This is a genomic window from Pseudomonas sp. E102, assembly GCF_052660185.1.
In genome coordinates this window covers 810,746-824,792 of record NZ_CP084025.1, presented here as the reverse complement: position 1 = coordinate 824,792, position 14,047 = coordinate 810,746, and the positions used below count along the sequence as shown (strand labels likewise).

Here is a 14,047-nt window from a genome sequence, read left to right as displayed (position 1 = left end):
ATGACGGCGGTACATTCAACATGGATGCATGCCGGTCACCGCTATCGCGAGCAAGCTCGCTCCCACAGGTTCTGTCTTTCAGAAATAAAAAGATCGCAGCTGCGGGCCATCTCGACTGAAATGGTCCGCAGCTGCGATCTCTCCAAATTCGGCGGTGTTTACCGGCGGCGCGGCTGGCGGCGGCGTTGCTCATCGTCAGTGCGGATCGGTATCGGCTGCATGGGCGGCTCGATCAGGCCGAGCGCGACACCCAAGTCGTGAAGCCAGTTCTGGATTTTCTCTTTCATCGTGGTGCCCCCTCAGGTGGTGCGAGCGGCAGATTTCTGTGGCCCCTTCGCACTGATAATAGTCCGAAGTCCTACGCAATGCTCGTTACAGATTGCAATGATCTGTTACTGAATTGATCCGAATCCCAGGCTGTGAGTTCAAGCCGATTGCGCCGTCATCATTGGCGCCCGCGGCCACGCTTGTTGTTGCATCTCAATCCAGGCGTTCAGGTTGGCTCCGACCATGCCTTTACGCCACATCAACCACGTTGTCGCACTCGCAAATGGCTCGGCGAGTGGATGAACCATCACACGCTCGCGCCCCGGCAGGCTGGCGAGCATCGACTCGGACATCAGCGCCACCCCGGACCCGGCGATGACACACGCCAGCATCCCCTGATAGGACTCGATCTCCATCGCCCGCCCCATGGTTGCATGATCATGGGCAAACCAGGCCTCCAGGCGCATCCGGTACGAACAGCCCCGGCGAAAGGTGAACACTGCGCGGCCTTGCACGTCCAGCGCACTGCGTACCGGTGCGTGGTCAGCCTCGGTGATCAGCACCAGCCGCTCGTCGCACAACGGCACGCCATCGAGCCCCGCCAGTTCCAGCGGGCCGTCCACCAACGCCGCGTCGAGGCGATTGGTGAGCAGGCCTTCAAGTAATTCGCCACTCGGCCCCGATTGCACTTGCAGGTTCACCGCCGGGTAGGCCCGGTGATAAGCCGCCAGCAGATCAGGCAAATGCGTCGCTGCCGTGCTGTACATGGTGCCGAGCAGGAAATCCCCGGCCGGCTGACCGCCCTGCACCGCCGCGTGGGCTTCGTCATGCAGGGCAAACAGCTTGGTCGCATAGTCCAATAGGACTTTTCCCGCAGGCGACAATTGCAAACGCTGACGCTCTCTTAGGAAAAGATCCACGCCCAACTGCTCTTCGAGCTGTTTGAGCCGCGTCGACAAGTTCGACGGCACCCGATGCAAGCGCTCGGCAGCCCGGGTGATCGAACCTTCCTCGGCCACGGCCTGGAAAATCCTAAGTTGGCTGAACTCCATGACCTTCTCCAAAAAAGAACAAGTTACTCACTATTATTCATTTTTAATGAAAGTCAATCAGTCCTAGCCTGACGGTCATTCGCCTCAGCGCTGGAGTACGACCATGCCGCCCTTGATTCGCCTGCTCGCCAGTTTCATAGCCCTGATGATGGCCATGGGCATCGGCCGCTTCGCCCTTACACCGCAGTTACCTCATTTGATCGGCGAAGGCCAGGTGGACTTGACCGCCGCCGGTCTGATCGCCGCCGCCAACTACCTGGGTTATTTCCTCGGGGCGCTGGACGCCATGTTTGCCCGTCGCGCCGAACAGGTACAGCGGCGTTTATTGGGCGGCCTGTGGTTGTGCGTGCTGCTGACGCTGGCGTCGTTCTGGGCCTGGGGCTTCTGGCCGCACTTGGCGCTGCGCTTCGGCACAGGCGTGGCGAGCGCTTGGGTGATGGTGATGATCACCGCCCTCAGCCAACCCTTGGCTGCGGCGGCGGGACGGCCACGGCTTGGTGCACTGGTATTCGCCGGACCGGGGCTGGGGATTTTTCTGACAGGCTTGTTGGCCCTTGGCTCGAACCTGCTGGGCCAGACCTCCGACGTGTTGTGGCTGGTATACGCCGGCGCGGCACTGGTGATGTTGTTGGTGATCCTGCCGGCCCTGCCGAAACCCACGTCGGCAGCCGCCCCAGCAGCATCCGTCGTTGCATCCAGCAATCGCGGCATCGCCCGGCTTTGCGTGGTCTACGCCTTGTATGGCGTGGGCTACATCATACCGGCGACGTTCCTGTCGCAGATGGCTTCGGCGCAGTTCCACGGGCAATGGCAGGCGGATCTGTTCTGGCCTTGTTTCGGCCTGGCGGCCGCCACGGGCGTGCTGTTGGTGAGTCTGCGGCGGCCGAACCCGGACACCACTGCCCGGTGGTTGATGGCCACTTTATGGCTGCAAGCCGCGGGCGTGTTTGCCTGCATGCTGGGCAGTGGCACAGGCCTGGCGCTGGGCGTGATCCTGTGTGGCGCCCCGTTTCTGGCCTGCATGCAACTGATGGTGATGCGCGCCCGGGAACTGGCGCCCCATGCCACCCAGCGCAACATCGGTTTGTTGACCGCGTGCTTCGCCGTCGGCCAACTCAGCGGCCCCCTGTTGGCGGCACTGAGCAGTCACTTCAGCGGCGGCTTGCAACCGGCATTGATCGTTGCCGGCAGCGGCCTAGTGCTTGCGGGCGGCCTGTTGCTGCGGCCCACCAATGCGAGCGCGGTGAAACCTTGCGCCCAGACCGCCCTGCGCTGATCAAGCCGGGCCGACCGGGTTTAACGACGGGTTCAGGTGTAGGAAGGGTTGGCGTCGGGCCAAGGCGAAATACAACACGCCTCCAAGGAAGCAACCGGTGAACCAGGCAAAGTTGGCCATTGGTTGGAGGAACGGTGTGAAAGTGATCGCCACGCCCATCAGCGTCGCCGGGATCAACGCTTTGACTGCTGTCCAGTTAATGCCTCCGCTGTAGTAATAGCGCCCGCTCGGGCCGTCATTGAATAGCGAATCAACGTCGATCTGCTGCTTCTTGATCAGGTAGTAATCCACCAGCAGGATCCCGAAAAGCGGGCCAATAAACGCCGCTAGCACGTCCAGGGTGTAGTGGATCACTTCAGGGTTATTGAACAGGTTCCAAGGCGTGATGAAAATCGAGGCCACTGCCGCGATCATGCCGCCGGCGCGCCAGCTGATCTTGCTCGGCGCGACGTTGGCGAAATCAAAAGCCGGGGACACGAAGTTGGCGACGATGTTGATGCCAATGGTTGCGGTGACGAACGCAAAGGCTCCCAGCAAGACGGCCACGTCGTTGTCGATGCGTGCCACGGTGGCGATCGGGTCGTGGAGCATCTCGCCGAACACTGGCAACGTCCCGGAAACGATCACCACGGTCACCAGGGAAAAGGCCAGGAAATTCACCGGCAGCCCCCAGAAATTGCCGCGACGTACGTCGGACATGCTCCGGCAGTACCGGCTGAAATCACCGAAATTCAAGGTAGGGCCGGAAAAGTACGACACAACCAGGGCCGTTGCCACGATCACCTGGCCGAATGCCTGCCAGCCGGACAGCGATTTTTCCGCCAAGGTAAAACTGATGTTGCTCCAGCCGGCCTTCCAGACGATCCAGCCGGCCAGCAGGAACATCACGGCATACACCACCGGCCCGGCCCAGTCGATGAAGCGACGGATCGACTCCATGCCCGTCCAGAACACCAGCGCCTGGACAAACCACAGCCCAAGGAAACCGAACCAGCCGAGGTAGGACAAACCTGCAAAATGTGGCGTCGCGTAGACTTCCATCGAAGGAAAGAACCGCAGGACCACGATGACCAGAGCGCTGGACGCCAGGTACGTCTGGATCCCATACCAAGCCACGGCGATCAGCCCACGAATGACCGCCGGGATGTTCGCCCCGAACACGCCGAACGCCAGCCTGCAAATGACCGGATAAGGCACCGCCGCCTGTTGGCTCGGTTTGGCGACCAGGTTGGCAATCAACTGCACGATACAAATCCCGCCGAGCAAGGCAATCAGCACCTGCCAACTCGCCAGGCCCAAGGCGAACAGGCTGGCAGCAAACACATAACCGCCGACGCTGTGCACATCACTCATCCAGAACGCGAAGATGTTGTACCAATTCCATTTCTGCGGCAGCGGGCCCAGGTCTTCGTTATAGAGGCGGGGGCTGTAGCCGTTGGGCAATTGCTCGGACATTGCGGGGCTCCTTGGGTGGCCGCCGTGCTCCCGCGTTTGATTGTCCACCACACTGCGCACGGGAGCCGGCGTGGTTTGTATACGGGTTCCTACGCAGAATGCGTGCCATGGCTGGTGGATACGAGACAAACCGCGCTTTTCAGCGCAGGTAAAAACCGAACGAACACAACAGAACGCCCACGAACGGGGCGCGGGTGCATGGTTAAGGTGCAAGGATTTTTGTATACAGCGAAGATCTGTGGCGAGGGGATTTATCCCCGCTGGGCTGCGGAGCAGCCCCAAAAATAACCACTCAATCTGGCAGGTACACCGAGGCGTTCGAATCAGGGCTGCTTCGCAGCCCAGCGGGGATAAATCCCCTCGCCACAGGATGACCTAGCCAACGGTGGTTTGCTCGGCCTAACGATCAAGTCAGCTCAATACGATCAGCATGAATGATAATCTGGCCATTCTTGTACAGCGCACCAATGGCTTTCTTGAAGTTGCCCTTGCTGACGCCAAACAGACTGGTGATCAGCGCAGGATCGCTCTTGTCGCTCACCGCGAGCGTGCCGTTGTTCTCACGCAACTTTGCAAGAATCTTGGCGTTGAGGCTGGTCGCCGCTTCCTGGCCCACCGGCTGCAAGCTCAGGCTGATCTTGCCGTCCGGACGGACTTCCTTGATAAAGCCCTTTTCCTGTTTGCCGGCGCGCATGAACTTGAAGATTTCGTTCTTGTGGATCAAGCCCCAGTGCTTGTTATTGATGATTGCCTTGAAGCCCATGTCGGTGGCTTCGGCGACCAGCAAATCCACTTCCTGACCAGGCGTGTAGTTGGCCGGGGTCTTGTCCAGATAACGATCCAGGCGTGCCGTCGCGGTGATGCGGCGGGTGTGCTTGTCCAGATAGACATGCACCACGCAGTACTCGCCCGCAGTCAGTTGACGTTTTTCTTCGGAGTACGGCAGCAGCAGATCTTTAGGCAGGCCCCAGTCCAGGAACACACCGATGCTGTTGACCTCAACTACTTTCAGACTGGCGAATTCGCCCACCTGGACTTTCGGTTTTTCCGTGGTAGCGATCAGTTTGTCGTCGCTGTCCAGATAAATGAAAACATTGAGCCAGTCTTCATCTTCGCTGGGAATATCCTTGGGGATATAACGGTTGGGCAGCAGGATTTCACCGTCCGCGCCGCCGTCCAGATATAAACCGAAGTTAGTATGTTTAACCACTTGCAAACTGTTGTAGCGCCCGACTAAAGCCATTTCCAAATACCCTCGTTACGTGGCCGGCATTCTACCCGGTTTTGCCGTACGATTCGTCGCCGCCAGCATCGATCGGCGTGCGCCCCTTGATTTTTCAGGCTTTTTGGCCCGCAGGCGGCCATTCGTCAGAAGACACTGGGTTTGAATCGCCCCGCTTACGTTTGTAATTTCAAGGCGGGTTGTTATTTAAAACAGTGGCTTAGGTCAATACACAGGCATGAGTCGGTCGATATTCCAGCCCTACTGCAAATAATTCAGGGGGATATTTGCCAAGCAATTGTCAAGTATTTCCTGTACGATGCCTGGCCCAATTAATTATCCATAGGTTAATGGCCGTCATGCGCGTAAAAGCATCCAACAGCAAAGCAAAGCCAGCTCCAGCCGTTGAAACCAGCGAGTCGATCAACGACCAGATCGCTGCGTTCCTCAAGTCCGGCGGTGAAATCCAGCAGATTGCCAAAGGTGTCAGCGGCCAGACATTCGGCCCGTCCAAGCAGATCAGCCTGGGCAAGAAGTAATCCCCGCGTCACCTGGTCCCAAAGCGCTTTGAATCTCGAAGCGCTTGGACTGGAACCCCTCTCTCAGCCCCTTCCCCGCAAAAATCGACGAACGGCCATCTCGCTCGGGCATTCGCCGGTATGCTTGCACCTCTCTAGCTCAAGCGTTTCAGCTTGGTTACGGTTCCCTGCTCCTCGCTATTCATGGAGTGAAGCATTGCGCATTCCTGTTGTCCTGCTGGCGTTCAGTCTGCTCGCTTGCCCTGCTTCTTATGGGCAGGTGTTTCAGCGTGAGCTCGGTGACTTCGACCTTAAACTCGGCACCACACCCAGCCGCAGCATGGCCCAGGGCCTCGTCACGCCGTCGAGCACCGGCTCGTTTCATGGCGGCCTGGACCTGAGCCACGACAGCGGCTGGTACGTTGGGCAATGGTCACCCAGCGCAGGTTTCTCCGCTGACCTGGAAGTCGATTCCTACATGGGTTTCAAACAGCCCTTCGACCAGACCTTGGGCTACGAAGTCGGCCTGATCCACTACAGCTACCCCACCGTCGATACCCTCGACAGCCAGGAATTCTATGGCGGCCTGACCATTCTAGGCAGCCGCTTCGGTGCGGCCTTGAGCAACGACCCGGACAAACAGAACAGCACCCTGTTCGCCGACCTCGGTGGCAACGTGCCCTTCGGCATCGGCATCAGCGCCAAGTACACCACCCACCAGCTTAATACCCCGGTCTCGGTGGAGAATGGTTACGTAGGCAGTTTCAGCGACTGGTCGTTGAAAATATCCCGTCCCTGGAAAGGTATCGACCTGGACCTGATCTACAGCGACTCAAGCCTCAGCGGCAGCAGTTGCTCGGCCTATTCCGGGCACAACAGCGAATGCGACAGCCTGCTGACCCTGAAGATGGCCCATCCTTTTTACTAAGCGTTACTTATTCGTTCGGCTGAACTGCCACGCGCCTGCCATGCTCAAACAAATCACCTCCGCCTTCGCAAGGACCCGCTCATGTCGCGCTGGTTAACACGCACCGCCATGTTCATCGCCCTGCTGCTGACACTCACCGCTTGCAGCCGTGTCGGCCTGGCCTACCGCAACCTCGACCTGATCATTCCCTGGACCCTCAACGATTACCTGGAGATCAACGGCGAGCAAAAGGACTGGTTCGACGATCGCCTCAAGGAACACCTGAGCTGGCACTGCACCACGCAACTGCCGGGCTATCTCGATTGGCTGGACCGCCTGAAGACCATGGTGCAAACCAACGCGGTAACCGACGAAGCCCTGCAGCAACGCACCCGCGAAGCCAAGGCCGCCATCGCCGAAACCGCCCGGGCAATCACCCCGTCGGCCATCGAACTGCTGCAAGGCCTGAGCGACGAACAAGTCGCCGACATGGACGCCGCGTTCGTCAAGGATCAACAAAAGCGTCAGCGCGAATACCTCAAGCCGACGTTGCAGCAGCAGATCCAGGAACGTGCCGAGCGCATGGAGAAACGGCTCAACGACTGGATCGGCCCGCTCAACGACGCCCAGCGCCAGCGTGTGATGGCTTGGTCTACCGCTCTTGGCGATCAAAACCAGCAATGGATCGCCAACCGCGCCCACTGGCAAAACCAGTTCAGCGAGGCCGTCGCCCAACGCCAAAGCCCCGACTTCCCGAAACGCATCGAGCAACTGCTGGTAAACCGCGAGAGCCTGTGGACCCCCGCTTACCGCGAGGCCTACAACAAAACCGAAGCCCAGGCCCGCAGCCTGCTGGTGGACCTGATGGCCAACAGCACCCCGGCCCAGCGTGAACGGTTGTTGCAAAAAATTGATGGGGTGAAGAAAGATTTCAGTGATCTGAAATGCTTGAAGGCAGCACGCTCGTAAAACCACTGTGATCCATGTGGAAGATCCAATGTGGGAGCGAGCTTGCTCGCGATAGCGGCCTGACATTCAACAGGTGTTTTGCCTGTTTAATCGCCATCGCGAGCAAGCTCGCTCCCACACGGTTCAGTGCCAGCCTGTCAGGCAATCTGCGCCTTAGAAGCCAAATCATCAAAGGTAAACTCATCCAGCGCATCTTCCTGCTCATCCAGCACCTGGCGCGGATGATCATTGCCCGGAATGCTGCTGTCGATCAGGCTCAACAACCGCGAGCCGCGAGGCGTCAGCACGAAGTTTTCGCCATTGCCGCCCTCTTCCTCCGGCCGAGGCTCGATATACCCACGCTCCAACAGCAGCTTTTCGTACTCCCCGGCAACCGCTTTCAGATGATCGAGGTTCTCGATTTCCTCGCCCTGTGCCGCTTTTTCCGCCGCGTGCTGCTCTGCATAAGGCCGAGGGGTAAAACTGTGGCCGGCGCCGTTCTGCACTTCGTGGAGCAACCGTTCGATCAAGTCCCAGTTATAAGTCGTCATCCTGGTCCATCCTCTAAAGCTTAAGAGAGAGATGCCTACCTAACGTGTGACCGAAGCGGTTCAGCGCCGTTCAGCCGGGTTTTCGACCGCCCTTATCCACAAGCCGACCAACGGTTTGTCGAATCCGCCACCAGCCAAACGACTAACCGTTGCAATCGTCGGTAAATCCATCCCTGAGGAGAAGCCCCATGAACATCGAGCACCATCAGGTCGTCTCGCATGAAGAATGGCTCGCCGCCCGCCGCGAACACCTGGCCCATGAAAAAGCCTTCACCCGTGAACGAGACAAACTCAGCGCCGAACGCCGCGCCCTGCCCTGGGTAAAAATCGACAAACCCTACCGCTTCCAAGGTCCCCACGGCGAACTGAGCCTCGCGGACCTGTTCGGCGGCCGCAGCCAACTGATCATCTACCACTTCATGTTCGGCCCCGGCTGGACCGAAGGCTGCCAGGGCTGCTCGTTCCTGTCCGACCACATCGACGGCGCCAACCAACACCTGGCCCACCACGACGTAGCCGTGGTCGCCGTCTCCCGTGCACCTTTTGCCGAATTCCAACCGTTCAAGCGCCGCATGGGCTGGGCCTTCGACTGGGTCTCGTCGCAAGGCTGCGACTTCAACTATGACTTCGGCGTCAGCCTCAAAACCGAAGACAGCGCCGCCGGAACAGCCACCTACAACTACGAAAAAACCGACACCACCGAAGGCGAACTCCCAGGCCTGAGTGTCTTCTATCGCAACGAAGCCGGCGACATCTTCCACACCTACTCCACCTACGCCCGCGGCCTCGACATCCTCGTCGGCACCTACAACTACCTCGACCTCACGCCCAAGGGCCGCAATGAAGACGAGATCATGGATTGGGTGAGGCATCATGATAAGTATGAAGAGGCCAAGCCGCGTGGATGCTGCCACAGTTGATGCGCCAAGCAGCCCAGTCGAGCCCAGTCCCCGTGGCGAGGGAGCTTGCTCCCGCTCGACTGCGCAGCAGTCGCCAGTTTTGTCTTAACCACAGCGCCACGCGAGAGGATTGATCGAATCGGAAGACCTGCGAGCGCCGCTAACAGAATCGATGACAACGGGCGACTTCTCAGTCGCCCGCTTCATAGCATTGATTTGCTCATCGCCGATGGCCCTGCTGGGCCTGCATGTATTGGCGAAGAAGCTGATTGATGCGTGTCTGATAGCCCGCGCCCTGCCCCTTGAACCACTCGACCACATCGGCATCAAGGCGAATAGTCACCGCCTGCTTTACCGGCACACGCAGCTCGGCGCGACGGAAGAAATCCTCATCCAATTCGGGGATATCGCTGGTATCGATGTCCGCATCATCTAACTTGGCCAAGCGCTCCCAGTCAGTTTTCGATGTTTTCGACATAACGTATGGCCTCCTGCTTAGTGGCTTTTCGGGCGGAGATGATGCGGATCACATCGTCCCGCCGTTCGGTATACACGACCACGCCAATCAACGCTTTGATCAATCCGATAGTGATCCAACGCTCTTCCCCGTAAGCCATTCGGTCATCGTGGAAGACCAGCATCGGATGCTGGAAAATGCCCGGCACGTCGTTGAAGTCGATGCCGTGCTTAAGAATGTTGGCCCGGTTCTTGGCTTCGTCCCATTTAAATAGCATGGGACCTTCTGTACTTACTTACGTACATACACACTACTCTCCTCTGCAGAAATACACAGCCCCGGTAGCTCGATGAGATGACCATCGGATCACTAGCGACATTGGAAACGGCTCAGAAGGCGCAACCGTATTCGACACATGCCTCTTTCCCGAAGATTACTGTCGTAACCGTCCATCCGAAATCAGACGCGTCCCGTATAGAAGTACGAAGGATCCCGCTCGAAGGTTGAAACTTCCTACAAACGGACAGATGACAAAACAGCTCGTAAATGGAAGAAACGAGGACTTATCCGCATCCCAACGGACGCTAAGAGGCCAAGCCCTGCGGCCACTGATGCGGATAAGCACAATCTAGCCGAGCACCGCCCCGTGGCGAGGGAGCTTGCTCCCGCTCGACTGCGCAGCAGTCGCTTGCTTTAAGCCGACAAATGCCAGGCCAAACGTCCTACATAAAGCTCAGAAAGCGGCGTCTTGTGGCTCCGGAGTGGACCAGCTTATAGTCCCTCGTCGCCCAAAAAGGCGACCGGGTTTGGCGACCCGAATAAACAGAGAGACTCATCAACTTCCGAGGCTCTTGCTATGACTAGATTCATGCCCATCACTGGCGTCGACTGCACGCCCGCCACCCTGCTCATCGACACCGAAGCCCCACTCGACGTCCTCTTCGAAACCGCCGACTACCGCATCCGCACCGTGACCCAACTGCTGGAAAACATCGCGTTTCGTTCGGATATCAGCTCCGATACGGTTGTGCTTTCGGACTTTTGCAAAATGCTGACGATAGCGTTGCGTGATGGGTGTGACGTGCTGGATGTAATTGGGAGACGGTTGCGGGCGCAAGCTGCTGAGTGACGAAAACGGGCGACCTTTGGGTCGCCGTTTTCACATGTGCGGAAAGCTAAAGAAAACCAGGGACACAGATAACGTAGTCTGTCCCCGGTTCTGCTTAGCTCCATCTGTGCTCTCATTTAAGGTTTGTATTGTCTGGTCCTGAAACGGCTGTAAACCTATTTCAGGACTAGACATCCTTTTAAGGACAAGCCAACACTTAACGACCTACAAAATTAGACGGAATCGCTGCTTGCTTAAATAAATAAACCTTCTCAACAGGGCAATCGGGATAGATCCATTTGGCCCAGTTCTTAATCAGCCATTCCCTTGAAATCTCTCGGGTATCTGAAAAACGACTTTCAAGAGGTAGGCGCACCACCAAAAGCCCCGCCTTATTACCGGACGCAACGGCAATAGAATGCCCGTACTGGTCGTCCGGAATATCAACGACCATGAAATCTACGATCTCCTCATACGGCCATTTAGCAGGGAGTCGGAATATCTGCCCACGAGTTATCGCTGGAGCCAGACTATCGACTAATTTGATACCTTTCATTATTTAACCCTCAAATCATGCCCACCAGATGTGTCCTTTGAATTAGGAACAGCAACCAAATCAAAATAATATTCGCCAATGTGTTTTCCTGTTTTGCCGTGCACCTGCTCCAACCTGCCAGGAAAAACGGGGACGGAAAAACGGGGACAGACCCTGAGGGATCCCCGAATTTTCTTATAGAAAATCAAGAAGTTGGAATATTGAAGAGACCTGCATGAGTCGGCAACTTGGTTTGCACCACGCAAAAACAAGATCCCGAACCCATGCAGGCCATCCGATTTTTACACAGAGCGCTCGCTCAAGCACTTCCCTCTGTCCATTCCCGTCGTCTGACTACGTTGATGAGTTGTGTTAGTTCATTGCTGCAAGGCCGTCGTCTGACGCTGACAGGACTAGGGCGGTCGATGCCAGGCCGGGCTTAACCCAAACATGCCATCAAGCGAGTAGATCGATTGCTGGGTAATCAGCACCTCAGAGCAGAGCGCCCACTGTTCTACTGGGTGATGTTACGAGCGTTGCTGGGCTCGCTAAAACATCCATTGATTTTGGTCGACTGGTCTCGAATTGACGCCCCAGGAGACGCGTTCTTGTTGAGAGCAGCGATTCCGTTGGCCGGACGCTCATTTCCCATTTATGAAAGTGTGCATGAGCGTGAGAGTTGCCCGAGATACCAAAAACGATTGCTCAACACACTGGCTGAACTACTGCCTGACGGCTGTATTCCCATCTTGGTAACTGACGCGGGTTTTCGGCGTCCATGGATGAAGGCGGTGGCAGCACAGGGCTGGTATTACGTAGCTCGCATACGAAATCGTGAGCTTTATCGCACTGGTGGCGCTGACTGGCAACCCGTGAAAAGCCTATATGCTCTGGCCACTTCATCACCCAGATCGTTGGGCCATGTCGAGATGACCCGTAGCGCTCCCCATTTCATCGACTTGTATTGTGTCCGGCACTCAGCCAAAGGACGAAAGCATCAACGCGTCACAGGCTCAATCGCCAAAAGCAAGCTCAGTCGACAGTCCGCCAGGCGTGAACGTGAACCTTGGTTGCTGGCGAGCAATCTGGAGCACAGTGAGTGGAATCCGGCGAAAATCGTCGCGATTTATAAAAGGCGCATGCAGATCGAAGAAGGCTTCCGGGATGTAAAAAGTGAGCACTTGGGGTTGGGGCTGAACCTGCATAGAAGTCATTGCCCTCGGCGCATTGAGGCGCTGCTGTTGATTGCGGCTCTGGCCAACTACCTCATCTTCCTGACAGGGCTACAGGCCCGTGAAAGCAAATTGGAACAGCGTTATCAAAGCAACAGCCTAAAAGATAGACGGGTGCTTTCGTTGTGGCGCTTGGGACTGGAGTATTGGCGTTGCTGTACGGACTTTGGCGGACGAGAGCATTTAGAAAAGCTCGAGCAGGCCCTGCGTGACGAGGTGCATTATCAGGCGCAGAGCCTGGCGTAGATTTGTGGGGATCCCTCAGGGTCTGTCCCCGGTTCTGCTGCTCACAAACATCAAAAATCGCTAATACTATTCACACCCTCACTGGAACCCACTGACAGCATGCAAATAATATTTAAAATTTCTGCGGGCAGCTCAGATCCCTTTTTACCACTTTTGGGTTTGGCGACCAACTTGTATTCTCCCCCACTAAAATCATGACTATACAGCCCCTTTTTCGCCATAGAAACAAACGACTGCAAGTATCTATTCCGTTGAGCTTCGGAGCTGAACACTGGTAGATTCTCTTCGACCACCTCAACCTCAAAGCATTCTTTTAACGAATCAAAATACTCATATATCAACTCATATTTAGAAAGGGACTCTTTTATTGACTGCGGAACGCCCCCCTTTCCTCCAGTCGCAAAATGCGCAAGATACCCATCTTTATAAGAAGCAAACCAATCTAAGTCATTGACTTCCAAAAACTCATCATCCATTTCCATTATTCCGCTCCAAAGATATTTGTGCAATTCTCGCAACGTGGAACTACGTCTCCTGTTCGAGGGCGAATCGCAGGAGTAAATTTAATATCACTGAGCTTAAGGCTAGGATTGCTCAAAAGCAGTTCATTAGCAGCTCTAAACTCAGCACAACGACCCAGGGTGTTGCCACATGCTGTTTTAATACCCAAACCTCCGAGCTTGTCCGCGTACGCCTGCAGTTCAGGTGCAATCGTACTCGGAACAGCTCCACTAGAAGTAGTAACTATTTTCCCTGTTAATGGATCCACCGCACCGATAACAGTTGGCGGCTTATACTTACCAAACGTTCCAATGTACTTCTCTAGCTCTTGATTAGCATCGTCAAGGAGCTTAGCTACATCCTCTTTTGTTGTCCCAGCAATATTTTTTTCTGCATCAACCGCCCCCGCAAGATTACCCCCAGCCTTCGGTGTCAGTCCATTACTGGTCTCAAGGTAGAGCTTGCCGTCCGCTGCCAACACTTCCGTGTTACCAGTCTTACTGTTGATGACCCGACGGTAGCCCTCTGGCAAACCACCCGTCACGCTGGCTCCCGAGGAACTGCCTTCACGATAGCCTGCAGGCAAAGCGGTTTTCTCTGCCGTTAGGGTCGCTCCCGTACGTATGGCCTTGGCTTCAGTAAACTTATCCAAAGCCGCCTGAACCCGAGGCGAGATCCCTGCTTCGCCAGTGCCAGCACCACGCGCGCCGCCTGAGGTAGGTATGACCAGCGCAGCCACGCTCGTTGCGTTTTCCCACTGATCAGTGACCTTCGCCAGGTTCGTCAGGTCGTTTAGTGAGGAAAAAAGGGGACAGATTTATTTTCCCATCGGCGTTTACCTCCCACGCGATCAACCAGGTCCGGATCGCCCCC

General features: G+C 56.5%; 16 protein-coding genes and 1 pseudogene. 7 read left to right on the top strand and 10 right to left on the bottom strand.

Annotated features, from left to right (window positions below; genetic code table 11):
* Positions 1–158 precede the first annotated feature (158 nt).
* Both DOCECA_RS03985 and ptrR read right to left on the bottom strand, forming a co-directional pair.
* Positions 159–287 carry a PA1414 family protein gene (locus DOCECA_RS03985; protein WP_256222727.1) on the bottom strand — a complete coding sequence of 43 codons (129 nt, stop codon included), beginning with the start codon at positions 285–287 and terminating at the stop codon, positions 159–161.
* A 138-nt stretch (positions 288–425) separates the two neighbouring features.
* Positions 426–1,319, bottom strand: a complete 894-nt coding sequence (ptrR, locus tag DOCECA_RS03980) for a putrescine utilization regulator PtrR (RefSeq protein ID WP_434562929.1) — start codon at positions 1,317–1,319, stop codon at positions 426–428.
* A gap of 103 nt (positions 1,320–1,422) precedes the next feature.
* Here ptrR and DOCECA_RS03975 point away from each other — a divergent pair, with 103 nt between their 5' ends.
* Positions 1,423–2,595, top strand: coding sequence for an MFS transporter (locus DOCECA_RS03975; RefSeq protein ID WP_445571480.1), 1,173 nt, complete (start codon positions 1,423–1,425; stop codon positions 2,593–2,595).
* On the opposite strand, the gene DOCECA_RS03970 is transcribed toward DOCECA_RS03975, so the two are convergent.
* Together DOCECA_RS03970 and DOCECA_RS03965 are read right to left on the bottom strand one after the other, a co-directional pair.
* The gene (locus DOCECA_RS03970) at positions 2,596–4,050 is read right to left on the bottom strand and encodes an NCS1 family nucleobase:cation symporter-1 (RefSeq protein WP_445571479.1); all 1,455 of its coding nucleotides are present in this window, start codon (positions 4,048–4,050) and stop codon (positions 2,596–2,598) included. It lies immediately after the preceding gene.
* Positions 4,051–4,456: 406 nt separating this feature from the next.
* Complete coding sequence (locus DOCECA_RS03965) at positions 4,457–5,293, bottom strand: CvfB family protein (RefSeq protein ID WP_434610199.1); 837 nt, start codon at positions 5,291–5,293, stop codon at positions 4,457–4,459.
* A 329-nt stretch (positions 5,294–5,622) separates the two neighbouring features.
* Between DOCECA_RS03965 and DOCECA_RS03960 the strand changes: the two genes are divergently transcribed.
* The 3 genes from DOCECA_RS03960 (at position 5,623) to DOCECA_RS03950 (ending at position 7,666) form a co-directional block, all read left to right on the top strand.
* Entirely contained in the window at positions 5,623–5,811 is a 189-nt protein-coding gene (locus DOCECA_RS03960; protein WP_018607615.1) for a hypothetical protein, read from the top strand.
* A 196-nt stretch (positions 5,812–6,007) separates the two neighbouring features.
* On the top strand, positions 6,008–6,718 hold the full coding sequence (locus tag DOCECA_RS03955) for a TorF family putative porin (protein WP_445571478.1): 711 nt from the start codon (positions 6,008–6,010) through the stop codon (positions 6,716–6,718).
* Between the two features lie 81 nt (positions 6,719–6,799).
* On the top strand, positions 6,800–7,666 hold the full coding sequence (locus DOCECA_RS03950; protein ID WP_445571477.1) for a DUF6279 family lipoprotein: 867 nt from the start codon (positions 6,800–6,802) through the stop codon (positions 7,664–7,666).
* Between the two features lie 137 nt (positions 7,667–7,803).
* On the opposite strand, the gene DOCECA_RS03945 is transcribed toward DOCECA_RS03950, so the two are convergent.
* Positions 7,804–8,196: a hypothetical protein gene (locus DOCECA_RS03945; RefSeq protein WP_030141150.1), complete on the bottom strand. Its 393-nt coding sequence runs from the start codon at positions 8,194–8,196 to the stop codon at positions 7,804–7,806.
* Between the two features lie 188 nt (positions 8,197–8,384).
* Here DOCECA_RS03945 and DOCECA_RS03940 point away from each other — a divergent pair, with 188 nt between their 5' ends.
* A complete protein-coding gene (locus DOCECA_RS03940; protein WP_445571476.1) occupies positions 8,385–9,116 on the top strand; it encodes a DUF899 domain-containing protein in 732 nt (243 codons plus the stop codon).
* Between the two features lie 199 nt (positions 9,117–9,315).
* Here DOCECA_RS03940 and DOCECA_RS03935 read toward each other — a convergent pair whose 3' ends face one another.
* Positions 9,316–9,573, bottom strand: coding sequence for a BrnA antitoxin family protein (locus tag DOCECA_RS03935; RefSeq protein WP_053186480.1), 258 nt, complete (start codon positions 9,571–9,573; stop codon positions 9,316–9,318).
* The gene (locus DOCECA_RS03930; RefSeq protein ID WP_434610190.1) at positions 9,551–9,829 is read right to left on the bottom strand and encodes a BrnT family toxin; all 279 of its coding nucleotides are present in this window, start codon (positions 9,827–9,829) and stop codon (positions 9,551–9,553) included. The genes DOCECA_RS03935 and DOCECA_RS03930 overlap by 23 nt, the downstream gene beginning before the upstream one ends.
* Positions 9,830–10,408: 579 nt before the next feature.
* On the opposite strand from DOCECA_RS03930, the gene DOCECA_RS03925 reads away from it, so the two are divergent.
* Positions 10,409–10,681: a hypothetical protein gene (locus tag DOCECA_RS03925; protein ID WP_420766644.1), complete on the top strand. Its 273-nt coding sequence runs from the start codon at positions 10,409–10,411 to the stop codon at positions 10,679–10,681.
* Between the two features lie 196 nt (positions 10,682–10,877).
* On the opposite strand, the gene imm45 is transcribed toward DOCECA_RS03925, so the two are convergent.
* Positions 10,878–11,216: an Imm45 family immunity protein gene (gene imm45 / locus DOCECA_RS03920; protein ID WP_420766645.1), complete on the bottom strand. Its 339-nt coding sequence runs from the start codon at positions 11,214–11,216 to the stop codon at positions 10,878–10,880.
* Positions 11,217–11,479: 263 nt separating this feature from the next.
* Here imm45 and DOCECA_RS03915 point away from each other — a divergent pair.
* A pseudogene (locus DOCECA_RS03915) lies at positions 11,480–12,673 on the top strand (IS4 family transposase).
* A 50-nt stretch (positions 12,674–12,723) separates the two neighbouring features.
* Here the strand turns inward: DOCECA_RS03915 and DOCECA_RS03910 are convergent.
* Both DOCECA_RS03910 and DOCECA_RS03905 read right to left on the bottom strand, forming a co-directional pair.
* Positions 12,724–13,155: a hypothetical protein gene (locus DOCECA_RS03910; protein ID WP_445571475.1), complete on the bottom strand. Its 432-nt coding sequence runs from the start codon at positions 13,153–13,155 to the stop codon at positions 12,724–12,726.
* A complete protein-coding gene (locus tag DOCECA_RS03905; protein ID WP_445571474.1) occupies positions 13,155–13,913 on the bottom strand; it encodes a hypothetical protein in 759 nt (252 codons plus the stop codon). The genes DOCECA_RS03910 and DOCECA_RS03905 overlap by 1 nt, the downstream gene beginning before the upstream one ends.
* Positions 13,914–14,047 lie beyond the last annotated feature (134 nt).